This is a genomic window from Mesorhizobium sp. M0954, from assembly GCF_040319155.1.
Taxonomy (GTDB): Bacteria; Pseudomonadota; Alphaproteobacteria; order Rhizobiales; family Rhizobiaceae; genus Mesorhizobium.
In genome coordinates this window covers 163,674-187,885 of sequence record NZ_JAMYNR010000003.1, presented here as the reverse complement: position 1 = coordinate 187,885, position 24,212 = coordinate 163,674, and the positions used below count along the sequence as shown (strand labels likewise).

21 protein-coding genes and 1 tRNA gene are annotated in these 24,212 nt (G+C 63.9%); 9 read left to right on the top strand and 13 right to left on the bottom strand.

The window, feature by feature from the left end; translation table 11 throughout:
* Nucleotides 1-3 precede the first annotated feature (3 nt).
* Complete coding sequence (gene chvE / locus NKH93_RS06070; protein WP_254816339.1) at nt 4-1,068, bottom strand: multiple monosaccharide ABC transporter substrate-binding protein; 1,065 nt, start codon at nt 1,066-1,068, stop codon at nt 4-6.
* 316 nt (nt 1,069-1,384) lie between these two features.
* On the opposite strand from chvE, the gene NKH93_RS06065 reads away from it, so the two are divergent.
* Entirely contained in the window at nt 1,385-2,374 is a 990-nt protein-coding gene (locus NKH93_RS06065; protein ID WP_352464898.1) for a LysR family transcriptional regulator, read from the top strand.
* Nucleotides 2,375-2,688: 314 nt separating this feature from the next.
* Here NKH93_RS06065 and NKH93_RS06060 read toward each other — a convergent pair.
* Nucleotides 2,689-2,762 (bottom strand) — tRNA-Gly (locus NKH93_RS06060).
* Between the two features lie 131 nt (nt 2,763-2,893).
* On the opposite strand from NKH93_RS06060, the gene NKH93_RS06055 reads away from it, so the two are divergent.
* On the top strand, nt 2,894-3,157 hold the full coding sequence (locus NKH93_RS06055; protein ID WP_352969616.1) for a DUF6460 domain-containing protein: 264 nt from the start codon (nt 2,894-2,896) through the stop codon (nt 3,155-3,157).
* 4 nt (nt 3,158-3,161) lie between these two features.
* Here NKH93_RS06055 and NKH93_RS06050 read toward each other — a convergent pair whose 3' ends face one another.
* Nucleotides 3,162-4,064: a histone deacetylase family protein gene (locus tag NKH93_RS06050; RefSeq protein WP_352969614.1), complete on the bottom strand. Its 903-nt coding sequence runs from the start codon at nt 4,062-4,064 to the stop codon at nt 3,162-3,164.
* 50 nt (nt 4,065-4,114) lie between these two features.
* Here NKH93_RS06050 and NKH93_RS06045 point away from each other — a divergent pair, with 50 nt between their 5' ends.
* Nucleotides 4,115-5,539 carry an MATE family efflux transporter gene (locus NKH93_RS06045; RefSeq protein ID WP_352969734.1) on the top strand — a complete coding sequence of 475 codons (1,425 nt, stop codon included), beginning with the start codon at nt 4,115-4,117 and terminating at the stop codon, nt 5,537-5,539.
* Between the two features lie 3 nt (nt 5,540-5,542).
* Here NKH93_RS06045 and NKH93_RS06040 read toward each other — a convergent pair whose 3' ends face one another.
* Together NKH93_RS06040 and NKH93_RS06035 are read right to left on the bottom strand one after the other, a co-directional pair.
* Nucleotides 5,543-6,619, bottom strand: coding sequence for a quinone-dependent dihydroorotate dehydrogenase (locus NKH93_RS06040; RefSeq protein ID WP_352685291.1), 1,077 nt, complete (start codon nt 6,617-6,619; stop codon nt 5,543-5,545).
* Complete coding sequence (locus NKH93_RS06035) at nt 6,616-6,966, bottom strand: DUF952 domain-containing protein (protein ID WP_352969611.1); 351 nt, start codon at nt 6,964-6,966, stop codon at nt 6,616-6,618. Before NKH93_RS06035 ends, NKH93_RS06040 begins: the two co-directional genes overlap by 4 nt.
* A 125-nt stretch (nt 6,967-7,091) precedes the next feature.
* On the opposite strand from NKH93_RS06035, the gene NKH93_RS06030 reads away from it, so the two are divergent.
* The gene (locus NKH93_RS06030) at nt 7,092-7,523 is read left to right on the top strand and encodes a hypothetical protein (protein ID WP_352685293.1); all 432 of its coding nucleotides are present in this window, start codon (nt 7,092-7,094) and stop codon (nt 7,521-7,523) included.
* A 118-nt stretch (nt 7,524-7,641) separates the two neighbouring features.
* A complete protein-coding gene (locus NKH93_RS06025; RefSeq protein ID WP_502896434.1) occupies nt 7,642-8,304 on the top strand; it encodes a response regulator in 663 nt (220 codons plus the stop codon).
* 3 nt (nt 8,305-8,307) lie between these two features.
* Here NKH93_RS06025 and NKH93_RS06020 read toward each other — a convergent pair whose 3' ends face one another.
* A complete protein-coding gene (locus tag NKH93_RS06020) occupies nt 8,308-11,796 on the bottom strand; it encodes a PAS domain-containing hybrid sensor histidine kinase/response regulator (protein WP_352969607.1) in 3,489 nt (1,162 codons plus the stop codon).
* Nucleotides 11,797-12,028: 232 nt separating this feature from the next.
* On the opposite strand from NKH93_RS06020, the gene mscL reads away from it, so the two are divergent.
* Complete coding sequence (gene mscL, locus NKH93_RS06015) at nt 12,029-12,451, top strand: large conductance mechanosensitive channel protein MscL (protein ID WP_352488570.1); 423 nt, start codon at nt 12,029-12,031, stop codon at nt 12,449-12,451.
* A 111-nt stretch (nt 12,452-12,562) separates the two neighbouring features.
* Nucleotides 12,563-13,729: a pyridoxal phosphate-dependent aminotransferase gene (locus NKH93_RS06010; protein WP_352969605.1), complete on the top strand. Its 1,167-nt coding sequence runs from the start codon at nt 12,563-12,565 to the stop codon at nt 13,727-13,729.
* A 306-nt stretch (nt 13,730-14,035) separates the two neighbouring features.
* Here NKH93_RS06010 and hemA read toward each other — a convergent pair whose 3' ends face one another.
* Nucleotides 14,036-15,313 (bottom strand): 5-aminolevulinate synthase, encoded by a 1,278-nt coding sequence (gene hemA / locus NKH93_RS06005; protein ID WP_352448656.1) that lies wholly within the window; start codon nt 15,311-15,313, stop codon nt 14,036-14,038.
* A 265-nt stretch (nt 15,314-15,578) separates the two neighbouring features.
* On the opposite strand from hemA, the gene galE reads away from it, so the two are divergent.
* Both galE and NKH93_RS05995 read left to right on the top strand, forming a co-directional pair.
* On the top strand, nt 15,579-16,574 hold the full coding sequence (galE, locus tag NKH93_RS06000; RefSeq protein WP_352448657.1) for a UDP-glucose 4-epimerase GalE: 996 nt from the start codon (nt 15,579-15,581) through the stop codon (nt 16,572-16,574).
* A gap of 44 nt (nt 16,575-16,618) precedes the next feature.
* Nucleotides 16,619-17,869: a D-amino acid dehydrogenase gene (locus tag NKH93_RS05995; protein ID WP_352501717.1), complete on the top strand. Its 1,251-nt coding sequence runs from the start codon at nt 16,619-16,621 to the stop codon at nt 17,867-17,869.
* 36 nt (nt 17,870-17,905) lie between these two features.
* Here NKH93_RS05995 and NKH93_RS05990 read toward each other — a convergent pair whose 3' ends face one another.
* From NKH93_RS05990 to rhaS, 6 genes are all read right to left on the bottom strand, one after another.
* Nucleotides 17,906-19,276, bottom strand: a complete 1,371-nt coding sequence (locus NKH93_RS05990) for an FGGY-family carbohydrate kinase (RefSeq protein WP_352541321.1) — start codon at nt 19,274-19,276, stop codon at nt 17,906-17,908.
* On the bottom strand, nt 19,273-19,590 hold the full coding sequence (gene rhaM / locus NKH93_RS05985; RefSeq protein ID WP_352613931.1) for an L-rhamnose mutarotase: 318 nt from the start codon (nt 19,588-19,590) through the stop codon (nt 19,273-19,275). Before rhaM ends, NKH93_RS05990 begins: the two co-directional genes overlap by 4 nt.
* Nucleotides 19,590-20,591 (bottom strand): ABC transporter permease, encoded by a 1,002-nt coding sequence (locus tag NKH93_RS05980; RefSeq protein ID WP_352541322.1) that lies wholly within the window; start codon nt 20,589-20,591, stop codon nt 19,590-19,592. Before NKH93_RS05980 ends, rhaM begins: the two co-directional genes overlap by 1 nt.
* Entirely contained in the window at nt 20,588-21,565 is a 978-nt protein-coding gene (locus tag NKH93_RS05975) for an ABC transporter permease (RefSeq protein ID WP_352613932.1), read from the bottom strand. The genes NKH93_RS05980 and NKH93_RS05975 overlap by 4 nt, the downstream gene beginning before the upstream one ends.
* Nucleotides 21,562-23,103: a sugar ABC transporter ATP-binding protein gene (locus tag NKH93_RS05970; RefSeq protein ID WP_352969602.1), complete on the bottom strand. Its 1,542-nt coding sequence runs from the start codon at nt 23,101-23,103 to the stop codon at nt 21,562-21,564. The genes NKH93_RS05975 and NKH93_RS05970 overlap by 4 nt, the downstream gene beginning before the upstream one ends.
* A gap of 83 nt (nt 23,104-23,186) precedes the next feature.
* A complete protein-coding gene (gene rhaS / locus NKH93_RS05965; RefSeq protein ID WP_352448664.1) occupies nt 23,187-24,182 on the bottom strand; it encodes a rhamnose ABC transporter substrate-binding protein in 996 nt (331 codons plus the stop codon).
* Between the last annotated feature and the right edge of the window lie 30 nt (nt 24,183-24,212).

Below are 24,212 nucleotides of genomic sequence, written 5' to 3'. Positions count from 1 at the left end.
CGATTACTTCAGCTCTTCGGCCTTGATGTAGCCGGAGTCGACCACCAGGGCCTGATAGTTCGACTTGTCGACGTCGTGCGGTGTCAACAGGATCGAGGGAACGACCTTGACGTCGTTGTTGTAGGTCGTGGTGTCGAGGCCTTCCGGCTTGCCGCCCGAGAGCACCTTGTCGACGAGTTCGACCGTCGCCTTGGCGAGTTCGCGGGTGTCCTTGAACACGGTCGAATACTGTTCGCCGGCGATGATCGCCTTGACCGAAGCGGTCTCGGCGTCCTGTCCGGTGACGATCGGCCATGGCTGATCGGCGGTGCCGTAGCCTACGGCGCGCAGCGAAGCGATGATGCCGCGCGACAGGCCGTCATAGGGCGAGAGCACGCCATCGACGCGGCTGCCGTCCGAGTAATTGGCGGAGAGCAGATTGTCCATGCGGGCCTGGGCGGTTGCCGCCAGCCAGCGCAGCGTGCCGACCTTGTCCATACCCATCTGGCCGGACTTCACGACGAGGGTCTTGTCGTCGATCAGCGGCTGAAGAACCGACATGGCGCCGTTATAGAAGAAGAACGCATTGTTGTCGTCCGGCGAACCGCCGAACAGCTCGATGTTGAACGGGCCCTTCTTCTCGGGATAACCGAGACCCTTGAGCAGCGATTTGGCCTGGATGACGCCGACGCCGAAATTGTCGAAGGTGGTGTAGTAGTCGACATTTGGCGTCTTCTTGATCAGGCGGTCGTAAGCGACGACGACAACGCCGGCGTCATTCGCCTTCTGCAACGCATCGCCCATCGTGGTGCCGTCGATCGAAGCGATTATCAGCGCCTTCGGGCCCTTGGTGATTTCGTTTTCCAGCTGGCTGAGCTGGTTCGGAATGTCGTCCTGCGCGTACTGCAGGTCGACAGTGTAGCCCAGAGCCTCGAGCTGGGACTTGACGGCGTCGCCGTCGTTGATCCAGCGCTGCGAGGTCTTGGTGGGCATCAGCACGCCGATCAGGCCTTCGCCCGCCTGCGCCGGCAGCGTCATGGCCGCGATGCCTAGGGCCGCGACGGCGGCCAGTGTCTTGATAATCTTCACATTAACTCTCCCTGGTTGATGGACGCGTACCCTTGGGTTTCGTGGGCCGCGCAATCGTGCAGGAGCGCCAAACGCGCCGCTGCCGTCAATCGATCTCCGGTATCCTCCCAATCGGCCCCGAGACTCTGGTTCAATCGATACGAGTTTTCCCTCGTCACCGACCGTCAAGCCTCAGGACGCGCGAAGGGTGTGTCGCTTTGCCATAACTGTCAAATGCGATCTTTGATGGTTGCTATATCGAGACTGATATGGCTTAGGCTAGTGACGACGCTGCCGGATCCAGCCAGGGCGCCGGGCGTAAGAGTAGGGAAGAATCATGGCAGCGCTGCGAAATCCTGGCGGAATATCAGCCGGTTACGATGAGATCCCGGGTGATGGCGGAACCTTGCTGCGCAGCGGCTTGAGCCTGCGTCACATGCGCATGATCGCAGCCCTCGACGAGCACGGCCGAGTGAGCGCCGCGGCCCAGGTCATGAACATCTCGCAGCCGGCGGCCTCGCGCATGATCGCCGAGATGGAGGCCGTGCTCGACGTCAAGCTCTGCGAAAGGCTGCCGCGCGGCATCACGCTGACACCCTATGGCAAGGCGTTGGCACGGCGCGCGCGATCGATCCTGCTCGAGATGCGTGAGGTCGACCGCGAGATTTTCGAGCTCAAGGCGGGCAAGGGCGGCTCGGTATTCCTGGGCGCGGTGACAGCACCGGCGATCGAGCTGGCGGTGCCGGCGATCCGCGAGATCCGGCGCCTTTATCCGCGCATCGAAATCACCATGCAGGTCGAGACCTCGAACGTCTTGGCGCGCGAGCTGATCGCCTCGCGCCACGATTTCATCATCGCCCGCATCCCCGACGACCTCAATCCGCGGCTGTTCGAAGCGCGCGTCATCGGCGTCGAGAAAGCCTGCCTGATCGTGCGCCGCGGCCACCCGCTGACCAAGGGCAAGGCGGTCCGGTTGGAAGACACCGCCGCCTATGACTGGGTTTTCCAGTCGGGCGGCTCGCCGCTGCGCCAGGCGATGGAAAGCAACTTTTTGAACCGCAACATCGCGCTGCCGGACCGCATCCTCAACACCAGTTCGCTACTATTGACTCTGGTCATGGTCGCGCAATCCGACGCCATTGCGCCGGTTTCGATCCAGGTCGCGAAGTTCATCCAGAACCCCGAAGGCCTGGCCGGCGCCATCGATGTTGTCCAGACTGAATTCGACATCGAGGTCAGGCCCTACAGCCTGATCACGGTGAAGAACCGCGCGCTGTCACCGGCAGCCAAGATGCTGCACGACTTTATTCTGCGGGAGGTGGGATAAGGGCTGGAGCGGCAAGCGGAGCGCATCCCGTGGCCGGCCAGACGACCAGACAGGCCCGCCAGCAGCGGCGCCGATGCACGTCGGCCACTACTGCCTGATGCTCAAAAAAGGCCCGCCAGCAGAAGCCAGCGGACCAAGGGTAGACTTTCCGGTTGGGGTCATTCGAGGCCCCGCCGACCCTCAATGTGAGATATTCCACGAACTGGCACATCGGCCAAACAGATGAAAGACGGCCAGCCGGGCTGTAAAACTGCCTATAAATCCGCTGGTTTTCAGCTTGGCCAGAACAAGTGCAATGCACCGGGGGCAAAAGCTGGAGCGGGTAGCGGGAATCGAACCCGCGCGTTCAGCTTGGGAAGCTGACAAGCTACCATTACATCATACCCGCGCTGGTTCCTCCGATATCATGGCCCGGCGCCGATGCGCAATCCGGTTTGAGGGCTCGGCTTGATGCCGGACGACCAACTGCGTATTTCTAGGCATGTGCCCGAATCGCGGCACCCGACTGTGGAGACAGGCTTGTCCGCACTGAACCGCTTTCTCGGCGATACGCCGCTCCGGGTGATCCTGAAGCTGCTTGTGGTGTCGTTCCTCGTCGGGCTGGTCATGAATGCCTTCGGCTGGTCGCCGATGGATGTGCTTTACGGCATGCGCAAATTCTTCATCGACCTGTGGAATATGGGCTTCCACGCCATCGACCGCTTTCTCGGCTACATCCTGCTCGGTGCCGCGATCGTCGTGCCGGCCTTCATCCTGCTCAGGATCGCTAACTACCGGAAGTGAATTTTCAGGCGTAGCCCGCCGCCACCTCGAACAGGATGGCGTGCCGTGCAGCAAGTGCTGCGACATCCGTCGAATAGCCGCCGCCGATAACGCCACATACCGGTATGCCAAGCGTGCGGAAATGGCGGATCACCATATCATCGCGGGCGCGCAGCCCGTCATCCGTGAGCGACAACCTGCCGAGCCGGTCCTCGACATGGACATCGACGCCGGCATTGTAGAAGGCGAGGCCCCAGCGCCTTCGCGCCGACAGCTCCGGCAGGATGGCGTCCAGCCGCTCCAGATAGGCTGCATCGGCGGCGCCGTCGGGCAGGGCGACATCGAGATCGGAGGCGATCTTGCGCGCGGGGTAGTTGCGGTCGCCATGCATGGAGAAGGTAAACACGCGCGGCTCGTCGTTCAGGATATCCGCCGTGCCGTCGCCCTGATGCACGTCGAGGTCGACGACCAGGATGTTTTGGACAGCAGCTTCGGCGAGCAGCACCAGCGCGGCAACGGCTACGTCGTTGAAGGTGCAGAAGCCGGCGCCTTGCGCGCGCCGTGCATGATGGCTGCCGCCGGCGGTGTTGCAGGCGATGCCGTTCAGCAACGCTAGCCGCGCTGCCAGCACCGTGCCGGCCGTTGCGAGCTGCGCCCTCAGCGAAACCCGCGGTCCGACGGGAAAGCCGATCTCGCGCTCGATCGCCACCGGCACTTTGCAGGCAAGCACCTGGTCGACATAGTCTGCCGCGTGGGCAAGCTTCAGCCATGATGGCCGCGCCGCCTCCGGCATGTTGAGCGCTTCGGGCTGCGCCAGGCCGCGTGCCCGCAACGCATCCATCAGCCGCGGATATTTGCTCATCGGGAAGCGGTGGTTGACGGCGAAGCCGGCGTCGTAGTCGGGATGATGAACGATCTGCAAGGGCATGGGGCGGCCGGTGCGCCAGAGGCGGATTTCGGTTGACCATAACGGGGTGGATGGTTGCGCGAGGTCCGCAAACTGGGGCACATCGGCTGGCCGATCAAGCCGCAACAGGAAGCAACACGCGTTTGGAGCAGGCTTTACCCACCGAAGCCCACGCCACCGAAGCCAGGGCCTTTGTCGTCACCAACCGCTCGGTGCTCGCCATCGCCGTGCCGATGACGCTTGCCTATCTGACGACGCCGTTGCTCGGAATTGTCGACACGGCGGTGGTTGGGCAGTTCGGCGACGCCGCCCTTCTCGGCGGCCTGGCGGCCGGCGCCCTGATCTTCGATGTCGTCTTCACCACCTTCAATTTCCTGCGCTCCGGCACCACCGGCCTCGTCGCCCAGGCCTTCGGGCGCGGCGATGCGCTGGAGGAGCAGGCGGTGTTCTGGCGCGCCGTGCTGATCGCGGTCGCCGCCGGCATCGTGCTTGCCGCGCTTGCGCCGCTGGTCTCCACCGCCGGGCAATGGTTCATCGGCGCCGAGCCGCGCGTCAGCGCGGCGATGGACGTCTATATCCGCATCAGGATGCTCGCGGCACCGTTCTCGCTGATCAATTACGCCATCCTCGGTTACGTGCTTGGGCGCGGCGAGGGCGGGCTCGGGCTGATGCTGCAGTTGATGCTGAACGGCATCAACATCGCCCTCTGCGTCCTGCTTGGCCTGGAGCTCGGCTGGGGCGTTGCCGGCGTTGCCTGGGCAACGGTCACCGGCGAATTCGTCGCCATGCTGCTTGGTCTCGCCATTGTCGGCCGGCGCTTTTGGGCGGCGCCCAGGCTGCCGCGCCACCGCGTCCTCGATCTGCCGGCATTCCTGCGCATGATGTCGCTCAATCGCGATATCATGATCCGCTCCTTTTCGCTGCTCGCCGCCTTCGCGCTGTTCACGCGCCAGGGCGCACAATTCGGCACTCTGACGCTGGCCGCCAACGCCGTGCTGATGAACCTCTTCCTGGTTGCCGGCTATTTCCTCGATGGTTTCGCCACCGCTGCCGAACAGCTCGCCGGGCGCGCCATCGGCGCCCGTGCCGCCACGGCGTTTGATCAGGCGGTGCGTCTGACGCTGCTTTGGGGGCTCGGTCTGGCCGGCGCGGCGACGCTCTTCTTCCTGCTGGAGGGCACGGATCTGATCGCCCTGATCACGACCGCGACGGACGTCCGCGCCATTGCCGACATCTACCTGCCCTGGGCGGCGTTCACCGCGCTCAGCGGCGTGCTGGCTTTCCAGATGGACGGTGTCTTCATCGGCGCAACATGGTCGCGCGACATGCGCAACATGATGCTGTTGTCATTCCTGGCGTTCAGCGCCGCGCTGCTGATCCTGGCGCCGGCCTTCGGTAATCACGGCTTGTGGGCGGCGTTGCATGTCTTCCTGCTGGTACGCGGCTTCAGCCTGCTCGCCATATTGCGGCTGCGGGTGCGCACAGCCTTTAACTGATCGCTAAAGCGGTTTCGCCGCCCAGTGATCGAGGCGGCTGTCGCGAAGCTCGCACAGCGACTTCAGCCCTTGATTGTCCATGAAACGGGCCATGCCGGAAAGAATGCGCCCCGGCAGCGCGGGCCCGGCATAGATCATGCCGGTATAGAGCTGGACGAGATCGGCGCCGGCACGGATCTTTTCCAGCGCCGTCTCGGCGGAATCGACGCCGCCGACGCCGATGATAGTAGGATCCGGGCCAAGCAGTTTTCGCATCCTTGCCAGCACGATAGTCGAGCGCTCGAACAAGGGTTTCCCCGAAAGCCCGCCGGTCTCGCCGGCAAGGCCGGCGCTGCTCAGGCCGGCTCGCGCGATCGTTGTGTTGGAGACGATGACGCCGTCCATTTGCTTGTCGCTGATCTCGGCAGCGATGTCCTCAAGCTCGGCCTCGACCAGATCCGGCGCGATCTTGAGGAACACGGGCGGTTTTGCCGGTGCCGCCGCACGCGCGGCCATGACCCGCGACAGGAGCTCGCCAAGCTGTTCGCGCGCCTGCATATTGCGCAGGCCCGGCGTGTTCGGCGAGGAGATATTGATTGTCAGATAGCCGGCGTATCGCGCGAACCGGATCACGCCGCGCTCATAATCACTGACGCGGTCGGCGCTGTCCTTGTTGGCGCCGATGTTGATGCCGATGATGCCGGGGCGGCCTTTTCGGGCGGCAAGACGCTTCTCTGCGGCGGCGTGGCCTTCATTGTTGAAGCCCAGCCGGTTGATCACCGCCCCGTCCGAAGGCAGCCGGAAGATGCGCGGCTTCGGATTGCCCGTCTGCGGCAGCGGCGTGATCGTGCCGACCTCGGCGAAGCCGAAGCCGAGGCCGAGCAGCGCGTCCGGCACTTCGGCATTCTTGTCGTAACCCGCGGCCATGCCGAGCGGGTTCGGGAAATCCAGCCCGCAACGGCTGACCTTTAACCTGTTGTCCTGCGGCGGACGACCGGCGACCGGCAGCCCGCATCTCAGCGCGGCAATCGACAGCCCATGCGCGGTTTCCGGATCGAGCGTGAACAGCAGTTTCTGGCCGATCCGGTCGAACGCGCTCATTCGGCCTCCAGCGCCGGGAATTCATGCCGGCCGTCAGCGCCGAGCGGCAATGCCTGCACCGAAACGACCGCATCGAGGCCGAGCCCGCCATAGAGATGCGGGAACAGGGCGCCGCCGCGCGAGACCTCATATTTCAGCGCATCGCCGAGGCGCGCGCTGTCGACGCCAACCAGCAGCAACCCGGCCTGGCCGGCGAAATGTTTTACTGCCGTTTCCCGAACCTGCCCGGCGGTGGAAAAATGGATGAAGCCGTCGGCAACGTCGATAGGCGCGCCGGTGAAGCCGCCTTCTCTTTCAGCCTCGCGCCACAGCGCCTCGGGAACTATCTTGTAGATGATCTCGGACATGGTTGCGCTATAGTCCGAACCGACCACGCGGGGAAGGGCAGGCCGTGTTCTTCCCCATTTCAGGTTCGTCCCCATTTCAGGCGCAAACTGTGATAGATTGCGCTGACTGGCTCATGGAGGAAAACATGCGTCTGAAACACGTCTTGATCCCCGCAGCAGTGGTGTCGCTTATCGCGGCGTCGGCCTTTTCCGAGGAAGCCGATCGCTACCGGTTGGAGAAATCGGCCAATGGCTATGTCCGCATGGATACGCAAACCGGCGCCATGTCGCTCTGCGAGGAACGCTCCGGCCAGCTCGTCTGCAAGACGGCGGCCGACGAACGTGCCGCCCTCCAGGATGAGGTCGACCGGCTGCAAAATTCGGTGAAGGCGCTCGACGAGCGCGTCGCCAAGCTCGAAAATTCGCTTGCCGCGCGTTTCGAATCGACTTTGCCCAGCGAGGAGGATTTCAACAAGACGATGGGCTACATGGAGCGCTTCCTGCGCAGCTTCATGGACATCGTCAAGGACATGGACAAGGACGAAGACGGCGCCAAGCCCAATTCGCAAAAGACCTAGGCAATTCGCAAAAAGACCTGGGGCGGGAATAGCAAGCCGCCCACGCCGGACGGCAGGCGTAGCGTTACAATCGTTCAGATCCTGCAGGCGGAACATCGCCAATGGGAGTCGGGGAGGGATATCACCGTTGGGCTACACATTCGTCATTGCCGACGATCATCCGCTTTTTCGCGGTGCATTGAGGGAGGCACTCGCGGGCATCGGAGACGTTGCCGCCATTCACGAGGCCGGCGATTTCGAAAGCGCCAAGGCGCTGGTCCTGGCCAATGAGGATGTCGATCTGGTGCTGCTCGATCTCTCGATGCCGGGGGCAAGCGGTCTTTCCGGCCTGATTTCGCTGCGCGGCATCCATTCGGCGGTGCCGATGATGGTGGTCTCGGCGCATGACGATCCGGTGACGATCCGGCGCGCGCTCGATCTCGGCGCCTCCGGCTTCATCTCCAAATCGGCCAGCATGGAGGAGATCCGCAATGCGGTGCAGTCGGTGCTCGCAGGTGATATCGCGGCACCCGCCGGGGTCGATCTCGGTGTCGAGCGCGATCCCGAGATTTCCGACCTGATCAAGCGCCTGCAAGCGCTGACTCCACAGCAGACGCGCGTGCTCGGCATGCTGGCTGAGGGACTGCTCAACAAGCAGATCGCCTATGAGCTCGGGGTCTCCGAAGCGACGATCAAAGCGCATGTCTCGGCTATCCTGCAGAAGCTCGGCGTCGACAGCCGCACGCAGGCGGTCATCCTTTTGTCCAAAATCGGCAGCGACCCGGTTCAGGCGGCCGGCTGATTCCTATTCGGCCGCCGGCGCCAGCGGCCTGACCCTGGCCATCATCGAGCGCAGCATCGCCGGTTTCAGTGGTTTGCTGATCACCGGCACGTCAAGCCTGCCGGCAGCGGCGCGAACCTCGCTGGAGCGGTCGGCGGTGACCAGCACGGCCGGCAGGTCCTCGCCATGGATCGCACGCAACTGGGCGATCAATTCGAGACCGGTCCTGTTGTCGAGATGATAGTCGGCAAGCACGATGTCCGGCCGATGCATGCCGGACCTGTCGAGATCCTCCGCGCCGGAAAGCGTGTCGACGCTGCAGCCCCAACCCTCGAGCAGGAGCCGCATGCCGTCGAGGATGCGGGCGTCGTTGTCGATGCAGAGCACATTGAGCCCGGCAAGCGAGGCCGCTGCACGGGCAGGCGGCTTCGCCTCCGCCTCGCGCCGCGGCGCCTGCACGGCCGCCACCGGCAGCAACACGGAAAAGCGTGTGCCCTTGCCTGGGTTGGAGAAGATCCGGATTTCGAGGCGCAGGACGCGGGCGATGCGGTCGACAATGGAGAGCCCAAGGCCGAGGCCTTCCGCCTCGCGTGCGCCCTCGTCGAGCCGGGTGAATTCGCGGAACACGGTGTTGAGCTTGTCGCCGGCAATGCCGATGCCGGTGTCGATAACCTGGATCTCGGCCAATTCGCCGCGCCGCCGCACGCCGACCAGGATGCGGCCATGGCGCGTGTATTTAATGGCGTTTGAGACCAGGTTCTGGATCAGCCGGCGCAGCAGATTGCGGTCCGTCATGACGCTGAGCGACGACGGCATGATCGAGAGTTCGAGCTTCTTTTCGGCGGCAAGCGGCCGGAAGTCGTTGCCGATCTGGCGCAGCAGCCCGTCGAGGCCGAAGCTCGTATCGTCCGGCTTCATCGCGCCGGCATCGAGGCGCGAAATGTCGAGCACCGCGCCGAGGATGGTCTCGACCGATTCCAGCGACGATTCGATGTTCATCGCCGCCTTGCCGGCAGGTCCCTTGCCAGTCTTCTCGATCAGTGACGAGCAATAGAGGCGGGCGGCGTTCAGCGGCTGCAGGATGTCGTGGCCGGCGGCAGCGAGGAAGCGGGTCTTGCCGAGATTGGCCTCCTCGGCCAGCATCTGCGCCTGCGCCAGCTCCTCATTGACGCGGGTGAGCTCGGCGGTGCGGCTCTTCACTCGCTGTTCCAGGGATTCGTTGGCGCGCTTCAGCGCCAGATCCTGCTCGACGCGTCCAGAGATGTCGGCGTAGGTGGCGACGATGCCGCCGTCCGGCATCGGATTGGAGCGCAATTCCAGGATGCGCCCGCTGGTCTTCAGCTCCATCTGCCATGGGCTGACGAAGCTGGTCAGGCGGTTGAGCATGGTGACGCGCTGGTCTGCCGGTATGTCACCGCGCTCGGCAAGGTGGCGCAGGATACGATCGAGTGAGACGCCGACCTGGCCCATCTCGTCGGGCAGGTCGAACAGCGCCCGGTACTGGCGGTTCCAGCAAATCAACCGGAAATCGCGGTCGAAGACAGTGATGCCCTGTTCCATCTGGTCGAGTGCGATCTGCAGCAGATCGCGATTGTGCTGCAGCGCCTCCGTGGCGTCGTCGAGCAGGCGGAAGGCGTCCTTGGATTCGCGGTCGTTGCGGCGCAGCAGTAGCGACAGGATCAGCCGCGCCGAAGAGGAGCCGACGGCACTGGCCAGAAGCTGCTCGGAGAAGCGGATGACATCCATGCTGGCCTGTTCGTTGCCGTGCAGTGAAGTGCCGCCGCTCTTTTCGAACGACTGAAATGACCGCTCGGTGCGTTCGACACCGAGATAGCGCGCGATCGTGTCCTTGAGGTCGTTGACGGTTATGGTGGTGCGGAAGCGGCGCAGGCTCGGCAGCGGCCCCGCCTCGCGCGGCACGAAGATCGATGCCTGGATGCGTTCCAGCGGCACGGAGGCGCGCGACAGCGAGCCGAACACAAAAAAAATCGTGTTGATCGACAGGCTCCACAGCACGCCATGGTTCAGCGGCTCGGCGACGGTGCCGAAAAGAGCCTGCGGCCGCAATGCATCGAAGCCGAACAGGCCGTGGACGAGGATGCCGGTATCGGGCGCGACGAGCGAGGGAAGCAGCAGCGTATAGCTCCAGACGACGATGCCGGCGACCATGCCAAGTGCGGCACCCCTTCCGTTGGCGCCGCGCCAGATCAGGCCGCCGATCATTGCCGGCGCGAACTGCGCGATCGCGGCGAACGACATCAGGCCGATCGAGGACAGCCGCGCGCTATTGGTGCTCTCGCGGTAGTAGAGAAAGGCGATGAACAGCATGATGAAGATCGCCGCCCGCCGTACATTGAGGATGAGCGTCGACCAGTCCTCGTTCTCGGATGTCGTGGTCCGCAGCAGCCGGCGCACGAACAGCGGAATGACCAGGTCGTTGGAGATCATGATCGACAGCGCGACGCTTTCGACGATCACCATTGCGGTCGCCGCCGACAGCCCGCCGATGAAGGCGGCCATGGCCAGCACGTCGTGGCCGCTGAACAGCGGCAGCGACAGCACGTAAAGGTCGCTGCTGGTCCTGGGGCCGACCAGTTCCAGGCCGGCCAGCGCGATCGGCAGCACGAACAGGTTGATTGCCACCAGATAGAGCGGAAACACCCATGTCGCGGTGCGCAGCTCGGCCTCGCTGCGATTTTCGACGATGGTGACGTAGAACTGGCGCGGCAGCATGAGGATGGCAAAGCCGCTCAGGCATGTCAGCACCAGCCAGGTGGCGAGCGAGGTGTTGTAGCCCATCGCCTGGCGCACCTGCGTGTTTTCGGCGAGCCGGTCGAACATGTCGCCTGGCCCGCCGAAGATCAGGAACATGACCATCAGGCCGATTGCCAGGAAGGCGGCGAGCTTGACCACGGTTTCGACTGCCACCGCCAGCACCAGCCCGTCCTGGTGCTCGGTGGCATCGGCGTGGCGCGTGCCGAACAGCACCGCAAACAGCGCCAGCAGCATGGCAACGACCAGCGAGATGTCGCTGACGAACGGATCGAACGACGGCGGCGAGCCGGTATAGTGCTCGACCATCAGGCTGACCGAGCCCGAGATCGCCTTCAATTGCAGCGCCATATAGGGCACCGCGCCGATGGTCGCGATCAGCGTGGCGATCGCCGCGACAGCAAAACTCTTGCCGTAGCGGGCGCCGAGAAAGTCGGCGATCGAGGTGATCTTCTCGGTCTTGGCCAGCCTGACGATGCGCTGCAGCAGCGGAAAGCCGAACACGAACACCAGCACCGGTCCGATATAGATGCCGAGGAACTCGAGGCCGCGCTCGGAGGACAGCCCGACCGAGCCGAAGAAGGTCCAGGAGGTGCAGTAGATGGCGAGGCTGAGCGCATAGATGAAGGGCCGGGCGCGGCCAGGCCCGGATGAAGTCGAGCGCCGGTCGCCCAGGCTGGCGATGACGAACAGCAACGTCACGTAGGCGATCGCGATGATGACGATGAACCAGCCCTGCACGGCTCGAACTTCCTCCCTGCGCCGGCTTTTTCATCCGGCCTTGCAGACGCAATCACAGCTTGGCGACCGAGTCCATCGCGGCTTTCGGCGCATTATGGCCGCGGCTTCGCACAATCAAGGCCGGGGAAACACGTCTTTGCGCCTGTCGCAACCGCAGGTTTTTGCTATTCTGCCGGCCGGTCGATGCCGAGGCGTGGACGGCAGCACGGCCGGTCAGGACAAGGAGGGTCGAATGCTGAAAGAATTTCAGGAATTCATTTCAAGGGGCAATGTGATGGACCTGGCCGTCGCCGTCATCATTGGCGCTGCCTTCGGCAAGATCGTCACCTCGCTGGTCGACGACATCATCATGCCGGTCATCGGGGCGATTTTGGGCGGATTGGACTTCAACAACTATTTTCTGCCCTTGTCCTCGGCCGTTAACGCCACATCGCTGGCTGAGGCAAAGAAACAGGGCGCGGTCTTCGCCTATGGCAGCTTCATCACCGTGGCGCTGAATTTTCTCATTCTCGCCTTCATCATCTTCCTGATGGTCAAGGCGGTGAACAATCTGCGCCAGCGGCTGGAGCGCGAGAAACCGGCCGCCCCGGTTGCCCCGCCACCGGCCGACGTCGCGCTGCTCACCGAAATTCGCGATCTCCTCGCCAGAAAATAGCGCCTGCGGCAACTTTCTGGACCAAAACCCCGGTCGCTTGCGCCCGGGGTTTTCTGTTTTCGTCCGCCCTGAAACACGCTAGCAGTCGAGCAAACGAAAACGGACCCATCCATGACCCTGATCGATACTTTGCGCGCCGAAGCGCGGGCGGCGCCTGAAAGCGGCATTGTCGCCGTCATGAACCGCGGGCGCGGCCGCGCCGGCCATATACCCCGCTGGGCCGGGGCGGGCGACCTGCCGACGCCTGCCTTCATCACCGATGCAGCCGCCAAGGCACTCGCCGGCGGCGAGACCTTCTACACCTGGCAGCGGGGCATTCCCGAACTCAGGCAGGCGCTCGCCCGCTACTACACCAGGCATTTCGGCAAGACTTTCGCCAACGAGGAATTCATCGTCACCGGCTCCGGCATGCACGCCATCCAGATGGCCATCGATGCGGTGGCCGGCAAGGGCGACGAACTCGTCTACCTGTCGCCGGCATGGCCGAACTTCGCCGCCGCCGCCGGCGTCGCGGGCGCTGTTCCAGTCGCGGTCACGCTCGACCAGTCGGGCAATGGCTGGTCCTGCGATGTCGACAAGATCGCAGCGGCGATCACGCCGCGGACCAAGGCGCTGTTCGTCAACACGCCGTCCAACCCGACCGGCTGGACCGCCGACAAGGAGACGCTGCAGGCGATCCTCGACCTTGCCCGTGAAAGGGGCCTGTGGATCATCGCCGACGAGATCTATTCGCTGTTTCATTACGGTCACGGCCGGGCGGCGTCCTTCATCGACATCATGGCCGATGAGGACCGCATCCTGTTCGTCAATTCCTTTTCCAAGAACTGGGCGATGACCGGCTGGCGCATCGGCTGGATCAAGATCCATCCCGCCTTGCAGCAGGTGTTCGAGAACCTGGTCCAGTATTCGACGTCCGGCGTTGCGCAGTTCATGCAGCGCGGCGCCGTCGTTGCCCTCGATGAGGGCGACGCCTTCATCGTCGAGCAGGTGGAGCGGGCGAGGGCGGCGCGCGACCTGGTGTGCGGCATTCTCGCCGAAACCGGCAGGGCGCGGTTCACCGTGCCGCAGGGCGCATTCTATCTGTTCTTCGCGGTCGACGGCATCTCCGATTCCCGCGCTGCCGCCTTCGACATGGTCGACCGCGCCAATGTCGGCCTGGCTCCCGGCACCGCCTTCGGCCCCGGCGGCGAAGCCTTCCTCAGGCTGTGCTTCCACCGCCGTCTCGACCAGCTCGAGGAAGCCGCGCACCGGCTGGCGAAATGGATGAAGAATATGTGAGGTTCAGGTCGGACGGAGCCGGATACGGGCGCAGGCAACCTGGATCGCTGCACTTCTCGGCCGCTGTAACGGCATGGATCCTAGGGTCTGCGCTCCGCTTCGCGTTCGCTCCGCCCTAGGATGACGAAGCGAAGGGAGGCTTCCAGCCAATCTCCGACGTCCGCGATTGGCCTTACGCCACCACACGTTCGTCATCCTAGGGCGTAGCAGGAGCGAAGCGACGTAGCGGAGACCCTAGGATCCATGCCGTAACCTTTGAGCGCTGCTGCGTTGAACAACAGGCAGCACTTCGTCCAGGCGGAACCTTCACCCGCCCGACTTCGGCACCAGCAACGGAATGACGCGGTCGCTCTTGGCGACCGACGGTCGGCCCGCCGAACCGTAGGGAATCCCCAACGCATCCCATGTCTCGACCAGCGCGTCCTGCAGGGACGCAATCAACGCGTCCGAATGGAACGGTGTAGGCGTGATGCGCAGCCGCTCGGTGCCGCGCGGCACCGTCGGATAGTTGATCGGCTGGATATAGATGCCGTGCACACCGAGCAGGCGGTCGCTGGCCATCTTGCAGAGCTCGGGATCGCCGACCAGAAGGGGCACGATGTGGGTAGGCGACTCCATCACCGGCAGGCCGGCCGCGGCCAGCACTTGCTTGGTCCGTGTCGCCTGACGCAGCTGCGCATCGCGCTCGGCCTGCGAGCGCTTGAGATGGCGGATCGAGGTGGTTGCCGCGGCGGCGATCGCCGGCGGCAACGCCGTGGTGAAGATGAAGCCCGGCGCATAGGAGCGCACCGCGTCGATCACCGCAGTGTTGCCGGCGATGTAGCCGCCAAGCGTACCGAACGCCTTGGCCAGCGTGCCCTCGATGATGTCGATGCGGTCGGCCAGCCCTTCGCGCTCGGTGATGCCGCCGCCGCGCGGCCCGTACATGCCGACGGCATGGACCTCGTCGATGTAGGTCATGGCGTTGTAGCGCTCGGCGAGATCGACGATCTGCTTGATCGGCGCGATGTCGCCGTCCATCGAATAGACGCTCTCGAAGACAATCAGCTTGGCGCGCTCGCGGCCGGCCGTCTGCAGCAGGCTTTCGAGATGCGCGACGTCGTTATGGCGGAAGATCTTCTTCTCGGCGCCTGAGCGCCGCACGCCCTCGATCATCGAAGCGTGGTTGAGCTCGTCCGAGATGATCAGGCAATTGGGAAGCAGCTTTGCAATGGTCGAGATCGACGCCTCGTTGGAAACGAAGCCGGAGGTGAAAACCAGTGCGGCTTCCTTGTCGTGCAGGTCGGCCAGCTCCAGTTCGAGCTCGACCAGCGGGTTGCTGGTGCCGGAAATGTTGCGGGTGCCGCCGGCCCCCGACCCCATCTTGCCTGCCGCCTTCTGGAACGCGGCAATGACGTCGGGATGCTGGCCCATGCCGAGATAGTCGTTGGAGCACCAGACGGTGATTTCCTCGGCGCGGCCATTGGCGCGCCAGATGGCGCGCGGGAATTTCCCGACGATACGCTCAAGGTCGGCGAAGACGCGGTAGCGACGCTCCGCATGGAGCTGGTCGATCGCTTCCTCGAAAAACCGCTGGTAATTCATGTCGCCTTCCCAGTTTTGCGCGGGATCATAGTCATTGGCCCATTCATCGTCCACCTGGCCTTTTTGGTCAAAATGCCACGCCCCGAGCCTGTTCCTAACGACCACGGAACGTGGCCTATTCCCTTGATGTGGATCAATCTTGTTTCAGGACAATGCCACGCGCCGATGAGACTGGTTACCGCAGGTTTTAATGGCCTGGCGGCAGATTTTCCAGTACGGCGACGATTGAGACAGTTCCGACAAATCATGAATAGCGAGGATGCGGATGACGGTTTTGGTGACAGGCGGTGCCGGCTATATCGGTAGCCATATGGTCTGGGAATTGCTGGACACGGGCGACAACGTCGTCGTCCTCGACCGGCTTTCCACCGGCTTTGAATGGGCGGTCGCCCCGGAAGCAAAGCTCGTCGTCGGCGACGTCGCCGACAGGGAACTGGTCGCCTCGATCATTCGCGACAATAAGGTCGACGCGATCATCCATTTCGCCGGCTCGATCGTGGTCCCCGAATCGGTCGCCGACCCGCTTGCCTATTACGAGAACAACACCTGCAAGACGCGCACCTTGATCGAGACCGCGGTGCGCGAAGGCGTGCCCAATTTCATCTTTTCCTCGACCGCCGCCGTCTATGGCGGCGCCGGCCTGGAGCCGGTGCGCGAGGATGCCCGGCTTGCGCCGGAATCGCCCTATGGCCTGTCCAAGCTGATGAGCGAATGGATGCTGCGCGACGCGGCGATTGCCCATGGGTTGCGCTATACGGCGCTGCGCTATTTCAACGTCGCCGGCGCCGATCCGAAGGGCCGCACCGGCCAATCGACGCCCGGTGCCACGCATCTGATCAAGGTCGCTTGCGAGACGGCGCTCGGCAAGCGCCCCTTCATGCAGGTGTTCGGCACCGACTATCCGACGCCGGACGGTACCTGCATGCGCGACTATATCCACGTCAGCGACCTGGCGGCGGCGCATCGGTTGGCGCTTCAGCGGCTGCGTGCCGGCGGATCGAGCCTGGTCGCCAATTGTGGTTACAGCCACGGCTATTCGGTGCTCGAGGTCATCGACAGCGTCCGCCGCGTCTTCGGCCATGATTTCGACGTGCGGATGGGCGATCGCCGCGCCGGCGACGCCGCCGCGGTCGTCGCCAATTCGGAGCTGGCGCGCGGCGAGCTCGGCTGGACCCCGCAGCGCGACAACCTCGACCAGATCGTTGCCGATGCGCTTGCCTGGGAGCGCATCCTGACCAGCAAGAATTCGGCTCTGGGGTGAAGAAGGGCTCTCCGCAAAGGTTGGCTCAGCGCGCTGGGGGCGGAATGAAAATCCTGGTGCTTGGGGCCGGCGTCGTCGGTACGGCGGCGGCCTTTTATCTGGCCAGCGACGGCCATGAGGTGACGGTGATCGAGCGCCATCCGGCGGCGGCACGCGGCACCAGCCGGTCGAATGCCGGCCTGGTGTCGCCCGGGGATGCCACCGCCTGGGCCTCGCCCGCCGCGCTGAAGACGTTCCTGCGCGGCCTCTACAACCACGATCTCGGCATCAAGGTGCGGCTGCGCTTCGATCCGTATTTTTTCGCCTGGAGCCTGCGCTTCCTGCGCCAGTGCACGCATAAGCGCATGCGCGCCAACACCGACGTCAAGCTTCGTCTGGCGCTCTATTCGCGCGACTGCATCAACGCCGTCTCGGCCGAAACCGGCATCCACTATGACGAGCGCAAGAAAGGCATTCTCTATTTCTTCCGCTCGCAGCAGAGCTTCGATACCGGCACCGACAACTATCGCTATCTCGGCGAACACGGCCTGCCGATCGAGATCGTCGGCCGCGACCGGCTGGTCGAGCTCGAGCCCGGCCTTGCCGGCGCCAAGGACAAGATAGCCGGCGGCGTCTATTCGCCGATCGACCAGACCGGCGACTCCAGCCAATTCACGCAGAACCTCGCTGCCTATGCCGCCGAGAAACTCGGCGTCCAATTCCTCTACGGCACCACGGTCGAAGGCCTCGACATCGACGGCGACCGGGTGCGCGCCGTGATGACCTCGGCCGGCCCGGTGGCGGGTGACGCAGTGGTCATTTCCATGGGGCCGGAGAGCGGTCTGCTCGGCCGCCGCTACGGCATCGATCTGCCCGTCTATCCCGTGAAGGGCTATACCGTGACTGTTCCGCTGGAAGATGAAAGCAAGGGGCCGATCATGGGTGGCGCCGACGAGGACCGGCTGATCGGCTATTCCAGGCTGGGAAATCGGCTGCGGATGTCCTCGACGGCGGAGTTCACCGGGTTCGACCGCACGTTCAAGCCACGCGATTTCAACTCGATCCTGAACACCGGCAAGGACCTGTTCCCCGGCGCTTTCGACGAGAGCAAGGCCGAGGTCTGGGCTGGACTTCGCCCGATGATGCCGAACTCCGTGCCGGTCATCGGCCGGGCGCGGTACGACAATCTCTACCTCGACACCGGCCACGGTCATCTCGGCTGGACCATGGCCTGCGGCTCGGGAAAGTTCCTTGCCGACATAGTTGCCGGCCGCAAGCCGGAGATCGATCCGCAAGGATTGCTCTATGCGGGCTAGGCATCTCCGGACATCAGGGCGGCATGAGCTCGGCGGTCAGGCTCGTTCGTCGACCGCCGAACGCCAGGAGCGCACGTAACTTGTCCAGAATGGATCGGCCGACGGTTCGGTCCTTTCGCCTCTGCCTTGCGGTGTCCCCTGGTCCGATGCCAGCAAGGCGGCGCCGATGCTGGTACCAGTCGCAGCCTCGGAGGCAATGACGGCGCGCGCCGCCGCCGCAGCCAGCATGCGGGTGAACAGCCGGTTGCGGGCGAAGGGTCCTTCGACGATGGTTGGACCGTCCGCGCCGATCAGGTCGAGGCAGGTCGCGGTCATCAGCGCCAGGTAGAACGAGATGGTGACAAAGCGCTGGCCGACGCTCATACCGTCCGCGTTAAGCCATGATGCGGTATGATGCGGAAACGGGCCCGAACCCTGTTGGGTCGAGGGCAACAGGGACGTCTTGCGCGCCAGCACCGTGGCAACATCGTCTTCCGTCCAGTTCTCCGATTGGCCCTCGGTCAGCACGGAAAACTCGCGGCCACCCATGAAGCGCGCCGACGGCACGGGATCGCCGAGCGCGTTGACATTGACCAGCGTATCGCAGGCCGGGTCGAGCGCGATCTTGTTGCCGCCAACCGCCATCGACACCACCCAGGTGCCGGTCGAGACCACGGAGAAAGGCGGTCGGTCGGACAGGAGATGTGGCAGCAGCGAGGCGTTGGAATCGTGCAGGCCGCAAAACACCGGCGTTTGCGGGTCGAGCCCGGTCCGTGTCGCAAGCGCGGGCAGGATCGGGCCCAAGCGGTCCTTGGCCTGCCGCACCGGCGCCATTAGCCGGCGCCATTGCAGCCGGTCGACCAGCGACGAAAAATCCGCTTTCCACGGGTTCCACAGATCGGTGTGGCAGCCGAGCGAAGTCACCTCGCTGGCGGCGACGCCGGTCAGGCGCAAGGCCCAGTATTGCGGATACATCAGGATCGCGGCGGTTCTGGCGAAATCCGCCGGAAAGCGCTTCTGCTGCCAGAACAGCTGCGCGCCGAGATTGAGGCCGGCCGGCAGGCGCGGCGTGCCGGTCTCGGAGAACGCCGGACGGATCGTGTCATAGTCCCCGGCAAGGGCATCCGGACCGTCGAATTCGTAGTCGAGCACCGGCAGCGCCAGCTCGCCTGATGCGTCGACCAGCACGGACGTTGCGCCATGGGTGGTGATCGATATCGCATCGATGCGCTGCTCGCAGTCGATCTCGGCCAGGCTGCCAAGGATAAACGCCCATAACCGCTCGACGTCATGGTGCGGGTATGGGCCTTGCCGAACCGGCTCGTTCACCATCCTGCGCAGCGTGACTTCGCTTGCTGCGGCAAGATCGACCAGCGCCACCTTGGCGTTGGTCTTGCCGATATCGATGACGGCGACGTGGCGGGTCATTCCATATGGAACATTGTTTCCAGCGGCACCGCCACCGGCTCGTTGTTCGGCTTGGTCTCCATGATGTCCGCCATCTCGGCCCACCAACGCTGCATCACCGGATGCTTCGGCAATTCGTCCATGCCGTGGTCGTCACGGCGCCACAGCACGCCGAACAAGGTGTTGGTCCCTTCGTCGAGATGGATCGAGTAATCGGAGATACCGGCCTGCTTGAGCAGCTCGACCAGCGACGGCCAGATGTCGTCGTGGCGCTTCTTGTATTCGGCCTTCATGCCCGGATTGAGCTTCATCTTGAACGCGTATTTCTCCGGCATCAGGCAAAGCGCTCCCGCCGTACTCGCCGCCACAGGATCGGCAGCGCGATGACGATGATCAGCAGCAGGCCGATGAAGATCGACATAACAATCCCTGGCACATTGAGCAGGCCGAGGCCGAAGGTCACCAGCCCCATGATGAAGGCCGCGAGCACCACGCCCACTATGCTGCCGGCCCCGCCCAGGATGCTGACGCCACCAAGCACCACCATGGTGATGACTTCCAGCTCGTAGCCCTGCGCGATCGACGGCCGGGTCGAGCCGAGCCGCGATGTGATCAGCACTGAGGCGATGCCCGCCATCAGGCCGGTCAGGCAAAACAGGATGAATTTGATACGGCCGACGCGTACGCCGGAAAACTGCGCCGCGACCGGGTTGTTACCGATGGCAAAGACCCGGCGGCCGAAGCTCGTCCGGTGCAGAAGGAACCAGTAGACGACTGCCGCGACCAGGAAAAGCGTCAGTTCGAACGACACCACCCACCAGACATAGCCCTGGCCGAAGAAGGCGAAGCTCGCGGGATAGCCCTTGTAGGCCTGGTCGCCGAGGATGATGAAGGCAATGCCGCGAAATAGGCTCATCGTGCCGATGGTGACGACGATCGACGGCAAGCCGAGCCTGGTGACGAGCAGTCCGTTGAAGGCGCCGCAGCCGAGCCCGACGACGAGGCCGATTGCCACCAGTTCAGGCATGCCGGCGCCGGCCTGCACCGCCATGCCCATCATTGTTGACGCCAGCGCGATGATGGCGGCCACCGACAGGTCGATTTCGCCGGAGATGATCAGCAGCGCCATGGCCAGCGCGATCAGCGCCTTTTCCGTGAAGTTGAAGGTCAGGTCCGACAACGACCACGCGTCGAGGAAGTAGGGCGAGGCAAAGCTGTTGACGGCAAAGATGGCAACCGCCACGACGACCAGCAGCGCCTCCCATGAGAAGATCGCCGACGTCAGCGGCTTGTCGAGCCGATCGGGAATGTGGCGTGGGGCAGGGGTGTCGGTCATGCCGCTTCCGCTTTCTTGAGGATGATGCGGCCTTGCCGGCGTTCGCCGCGCGCGTTGAGCACCACGGCCAGGATGATGGCGCTGCCTGAAATCGCCATCTGCCAGAAGGGCGAGATATTGATGACCGGCAGCGCGTTGGAGATGATGCCGAGGAACAGCGCACCGAGCACGGCGCCGCCGACCGAGCCGATGCCGCCGGCGATCGAGATGCCGCCGATGACGCAGGCGGCGATGATGTTGAGCTCATAGCCGTTGGCGACCTCGACCGAGGCGATGACGTAGCGCGAAATCCACAGATAGCCGCAGAGGCCGCCGATCATCCCCGAGATGCAGAAGACGATGAATTTCGTCCGGCCGACATCGATGCCGGCATAGACCGATGCGGTCGGGTTGACGCCGATGGCATAGATCGAGCGGCCGAGCGCGGTGCGCGTCATCACGAGGAAAAACAATGCAATGACCAGCAGGGCGATCCACGACAGTACCGGAATGCCGAGGAAAGCCGCACGCTGCAGGCCGATGAACTCAGCGCTCATCTGGTCGGCGTTGACCCAGGCGCCGCCTGAAATAACGAACGTGGCGCCCCGGTAGATGGTGAGGGTGCCGAGCGTTACCACGATCGAGGGAATGTTCAGCCGCCATACCAGCAGGCCGTTGATGGCGCCGAGCACCAGGCCGACCAGCAGTGCGATGACGATCAGCAGCGGGATCGGGATCGCCGGATGCGCGGCGTTCAGCATTGCCACCACCATGCCGGTGAAGCAGAGATTTGAAGCCATCGACAGGTCGATCGAGCGGGTCAGGATGACGACCATCTGGCCGAGCGCCAGGATCATCAGGATCGACGTGTCGTTGAACACCTGGCGCAGGTTGGCCGGATCGGCAAAACCTGGAAACCGCGTGGAGATCAGCCCGATCAGCACGACGATTGCCGCCAGCAGCCAGACCTCGCGGTGTTTGAGAAGAGCCTTCATGCCGCGATCCCCGCTGCCGTCCTGACCAAGGTTTCGGCGTCGAGCCCTTTATTGTCGTAGACCGCGGCAATGCGGCCCTCGCGCATAACGACGACGCGGTCCGACATGCCGAGGATTTCCGGCAATTCGGACGACACCATGATCACCGACAGGCCTTGCGCGACGAGCTCGGCCATGAAGCCGTGCACGGCCGCCTTCGAGCCGATGTCGATGCCCTTGGTCGGCTCGTCCAGGATGATCACCTTGGGCGCGGTCGCCAGCCATTTGGCGATGACGATCTTCTGCTGGTTGCCGCCCGACAGCGTGCCGACGTCCTGGCTGAGCGAGGAGGCGCGCAGATCGAGCCGCTCGGTGTAGGAGCGGGCCAGCGCGAACTCTTCGGCCAGCCGCAATATGCCGGACTTGGATGTCCGTTTGAGCGAGGGCAGCGAGACATTCTGGAAGATCGGCAGGCCGATCACCACGCCTTGCTTGCCGCGCTCCTCCGGCACATAGACGATGCCGGCGTCGATCGAATCCGCCGCCGATTTCGGCGCGATTGCCTTACCCTCCAGCGTGATCGTGCCGCCGCTGGTGCGGGTGATGCCTGATATCGCCTGCATCACCTCGCTGCGCCCGGCGCCGACAAGGCCGTAGAAGCCGAGGATTTCGCCCCTGTGCAGCTCGAAGGCTATGTCGTCGAACTCGGTCGGGTGCGACAGGCCGGAGACGGCCAGCACCGGCGCGCCGATCTCGGCCTTGCGCTGCGGAAAGATGTGATCGACCGAGCGGCCGACCATCATGCGCACGATCTGGCTCTGGCCGGCGTCCTTGATCAGGCCTTCGCCGACCATCTCGCCGTCGCGGAACACGGTATAGCGGTCGGCGATGCGGTAGATCTCATCGAATTTGTGGCTGATGAACAGGATCGCCTTGCCGTCGCTCTTGAGGAATTCGATCAGCAGGAAAAGCTCTTCGATCTCCTTCATCGAAAGCGCTGCCGTCGGCTCGTCCATGATGACGATCCGCGCGTCGATGGACATGGCGCGGGCAACCGCGACTAGGTGCTTGTTGGCAATGCCGAGGTCCTTCAGCCTGGCGTCGGCGTCGATATGGCCGGCGCCCATCGTGTCGAGCACCTCGCGGGCATTCTTGCGCATGGTGCGCCAGTCGATGGTTTTGAAACGCGTGCGCGGCGCATGGCCGAGGAAGATGTTTTCGGCCACCGTCAGGTCGTCGAACAGCACGGTTTCCTGGTGGATGGCGGTGATGCCGTGCCCGAACGCGGCGTGGGCGCTGGGCAGTGTGACCGGCTGGCCGTCGATGCTGATCGTGCCAGCATCCGGCTCGTAGATGCCGGTCATGATCTTGACCAGCGTCGACTTGCCGGCGCCGTTTTCGCCGATCAGCGCGGTTACCTGGCCGGGATAGAGCGACAGGCCGACATTGTGCAGCGCCCGCACGCCGGGAAAGCTTTTCGAGATGCCGGACAGCGTCAGGCGCGGTCCGGATGACAAAGGCGCTTCATGTGCCACTTCGTGCTGGGCTGTCGTGTCCATAATCGTATCAAGCCCTGTAGCAAGGTTCGTTTGAAAGCGCGGCGGGACCTGAGCCCCGCCGCACCGTTTCGAAGGTCCCAGGATCAATAGATCTTGGAGAACTTTTCGATGTTCGACTTGTCGAACTGGAAGGGCGGAGCCATCGCAGCCGAGTTGGTGTCGTCGAGCGTGACCTTGCCGACGCGGCCGATCGACAGCGTAGCACCGGGCTTGGCCTCTTCCTTCTTCACCGCCAGATCGTGGGCGAGGTAGACGGCGGAGTAGCCGAGGTCGATCGGGTTCCACAGCGCAACCGCCTGGCTGGCGCCATTGTCGATGAACTTTTTGAACTCCGACGGCAGCGCCAGGCCGGTGACGTTGACCTTGCCGATCAGGCCTTCATCGGTCACCACCTGCGCGGCGGCAACGACGCCGACCGTGGTCGGTGCGATGATCGCCTTGAGGTTCGGATAGGACTTCAGCAGGCCCTTGGCTTCGTCCGTGCTCTTGGCCGAGTCGTCGTCGCCATAGACGGTGGCGACGAGCTTGATCTTGGGGAACTTCTCCGGCAGCACCTTCTTGGCCGCGTCGATCCAGGCATTCTGGTTGGTCGCGGTCGAAGAAGCCGACAGGATGGCGACATCGCCGCCTTCCGGCAGGTAGTCGGCGGCCAGCTTGATGATGGTCTCGCCGATCAGGTTGGTATCGGAGGGGTTGAGGTGAAGCTGGCGTCCTTCCGGCGCGACGCCTGAATCCCACGAGATGACGGTAATGCCGCGCTGCATCGCCTTCTTCAGCACTGGCACCAGCGCGTCGGCGTCGTTCGCCGAAATGGCGATGGCATTGACCTTCTGGGCGATCAGCGAATTGACCACTTCGATCTGCGCTTCGGCGGTCGCCTTGGTCGGGCCGGTGTAGATGATGTCGACATCGCCGAGCTCCTTGGCCGCCTCTTCGGCGCCCTTGTTGGCGGCGTCGAAGAAGCCGTTGCCGAGCGACTTCACCACCAGCGCGATCTTGACGTTTTCGGCGTAGGCGGCATTCACGAACATGGCGGCGGAGAACGCCGCCGTAACCATCAGTTTCTTCAGAAAGCTCATCGAATATCCTCCCTTGAGCGTTGCATTCCA

Coding starts and splice junctions, on each gene's coding strand:
- NKH93_RS06035 (WP_352969611.1), bottom strand. CDS start 6,966: ATGTCCGAGATCATCTACAAGATAGTTCCCGAGGCGCTGTGGCGCGAG.
- NKH93_RS06010 (WP_352969605.1), top strand. CDS start 12,563: ATGACCCTGATCGATACTTTGCGCGCCGAAGCGCGGGCGGCGCCTGAA.
- rhaM (WP_352613931.1), bottom strand. CDS start 19,590: ATGCCGGAGAAATACGCGTTCAAGATGAAGCTCAATCCGGGCATGAAG.
- rhaS (WP_352448664.1), bottom strand. CDS start 24,182: ATGAGCTTTCTGAAGAAACTGATGGTTACGGCGGCGTTCTCCGCCGCC.
- mscL (WP_352488570.1), top strand. CDS start 12,029: ATGCTGAAAGAATTTCAGGAATTCATTTCAAGGGGCAATGTGATGGAC.
- NKH93_RS05975 (WP_352613932.1), bottom strand. CDS start 21,565: ATGAAGGCTCTTCTCAAACACCGCGAGGTCTGGCTGCTGGCGGCAATC.
- hemA (WP_352448656.1), bottom strand. CDS start 15,313: ATGAATTACCAGCGGTTTTTCGAGGAAGCGATCGACCAGCTCCATGCG.
- galE (WP_352448657.1), top strand. CDS start 15,579: ATGACGGTTTTGGTGACAGGCGGTGCCGGCTATATCGGTAGCCATATG.
- NKH93_RS05980 (WP_352541322.1), bottom strand. CDS start 20,591: ATGACCGACACCCCTGCCCCACGCCACATTCCCGATCGGCTCGACAAG.
- NKH93_RS06030 (WP_352685293.1), top strand. CDS start 7,092: ATGCGTCTGAAACACGTCTTGATCCCCGCAGCAGTGGTGTCGCTTATC.
- NKH93_RS05995 (WP_352501717.1), top strand. CDS start 16,619: ATGAAAATCCTGGTGCTTGGGGCCGGCGTCGTCGGTACGGCGGCGGCC.
- NKH93_RS06050 (WP_352969614.1), bottom strand. CDS start 4,064: ATGCCCTTGCAGATCGTTCATCATCCCGACTACGACGCCGGCTTCGCC.
- NKH93_RS06065 (WP_352464898.1), top strand. CDS start 1,385: ATGGCAGCGCTGCGAAATCCTGGCGGAATATCAGCCGGTTACGATGAG.
- NKH93_RS06045 (WP_352969734.1), top strand. CDS start 4,115: ATGGTTGCGCGAGGTCCGCAAACTGGGGCACATCGGCTGGCCGATCAA.
- NKH93_RS05990 (WP_352541321.1), bottom strand. CDS start 19,276: ATGACCCGCCACGTCGCCGTCATCGATATCGGCAAGACCAACGCCAAG.
- NKH93_RS05970 (WP_352969602.1), bottom strand. CDS start 23,103: ATGGACACGACAGCCCAGCACGAAGTGGCACATGAAGCGCCTTTGTCA.
- NKH93_RS06040 (WP_352685291.1), bottom strand. CDS start 6,619: ATGAGCGCGTTCGACCGGATCGGCCAGAAACTGCTGTTCACGCTCGAT.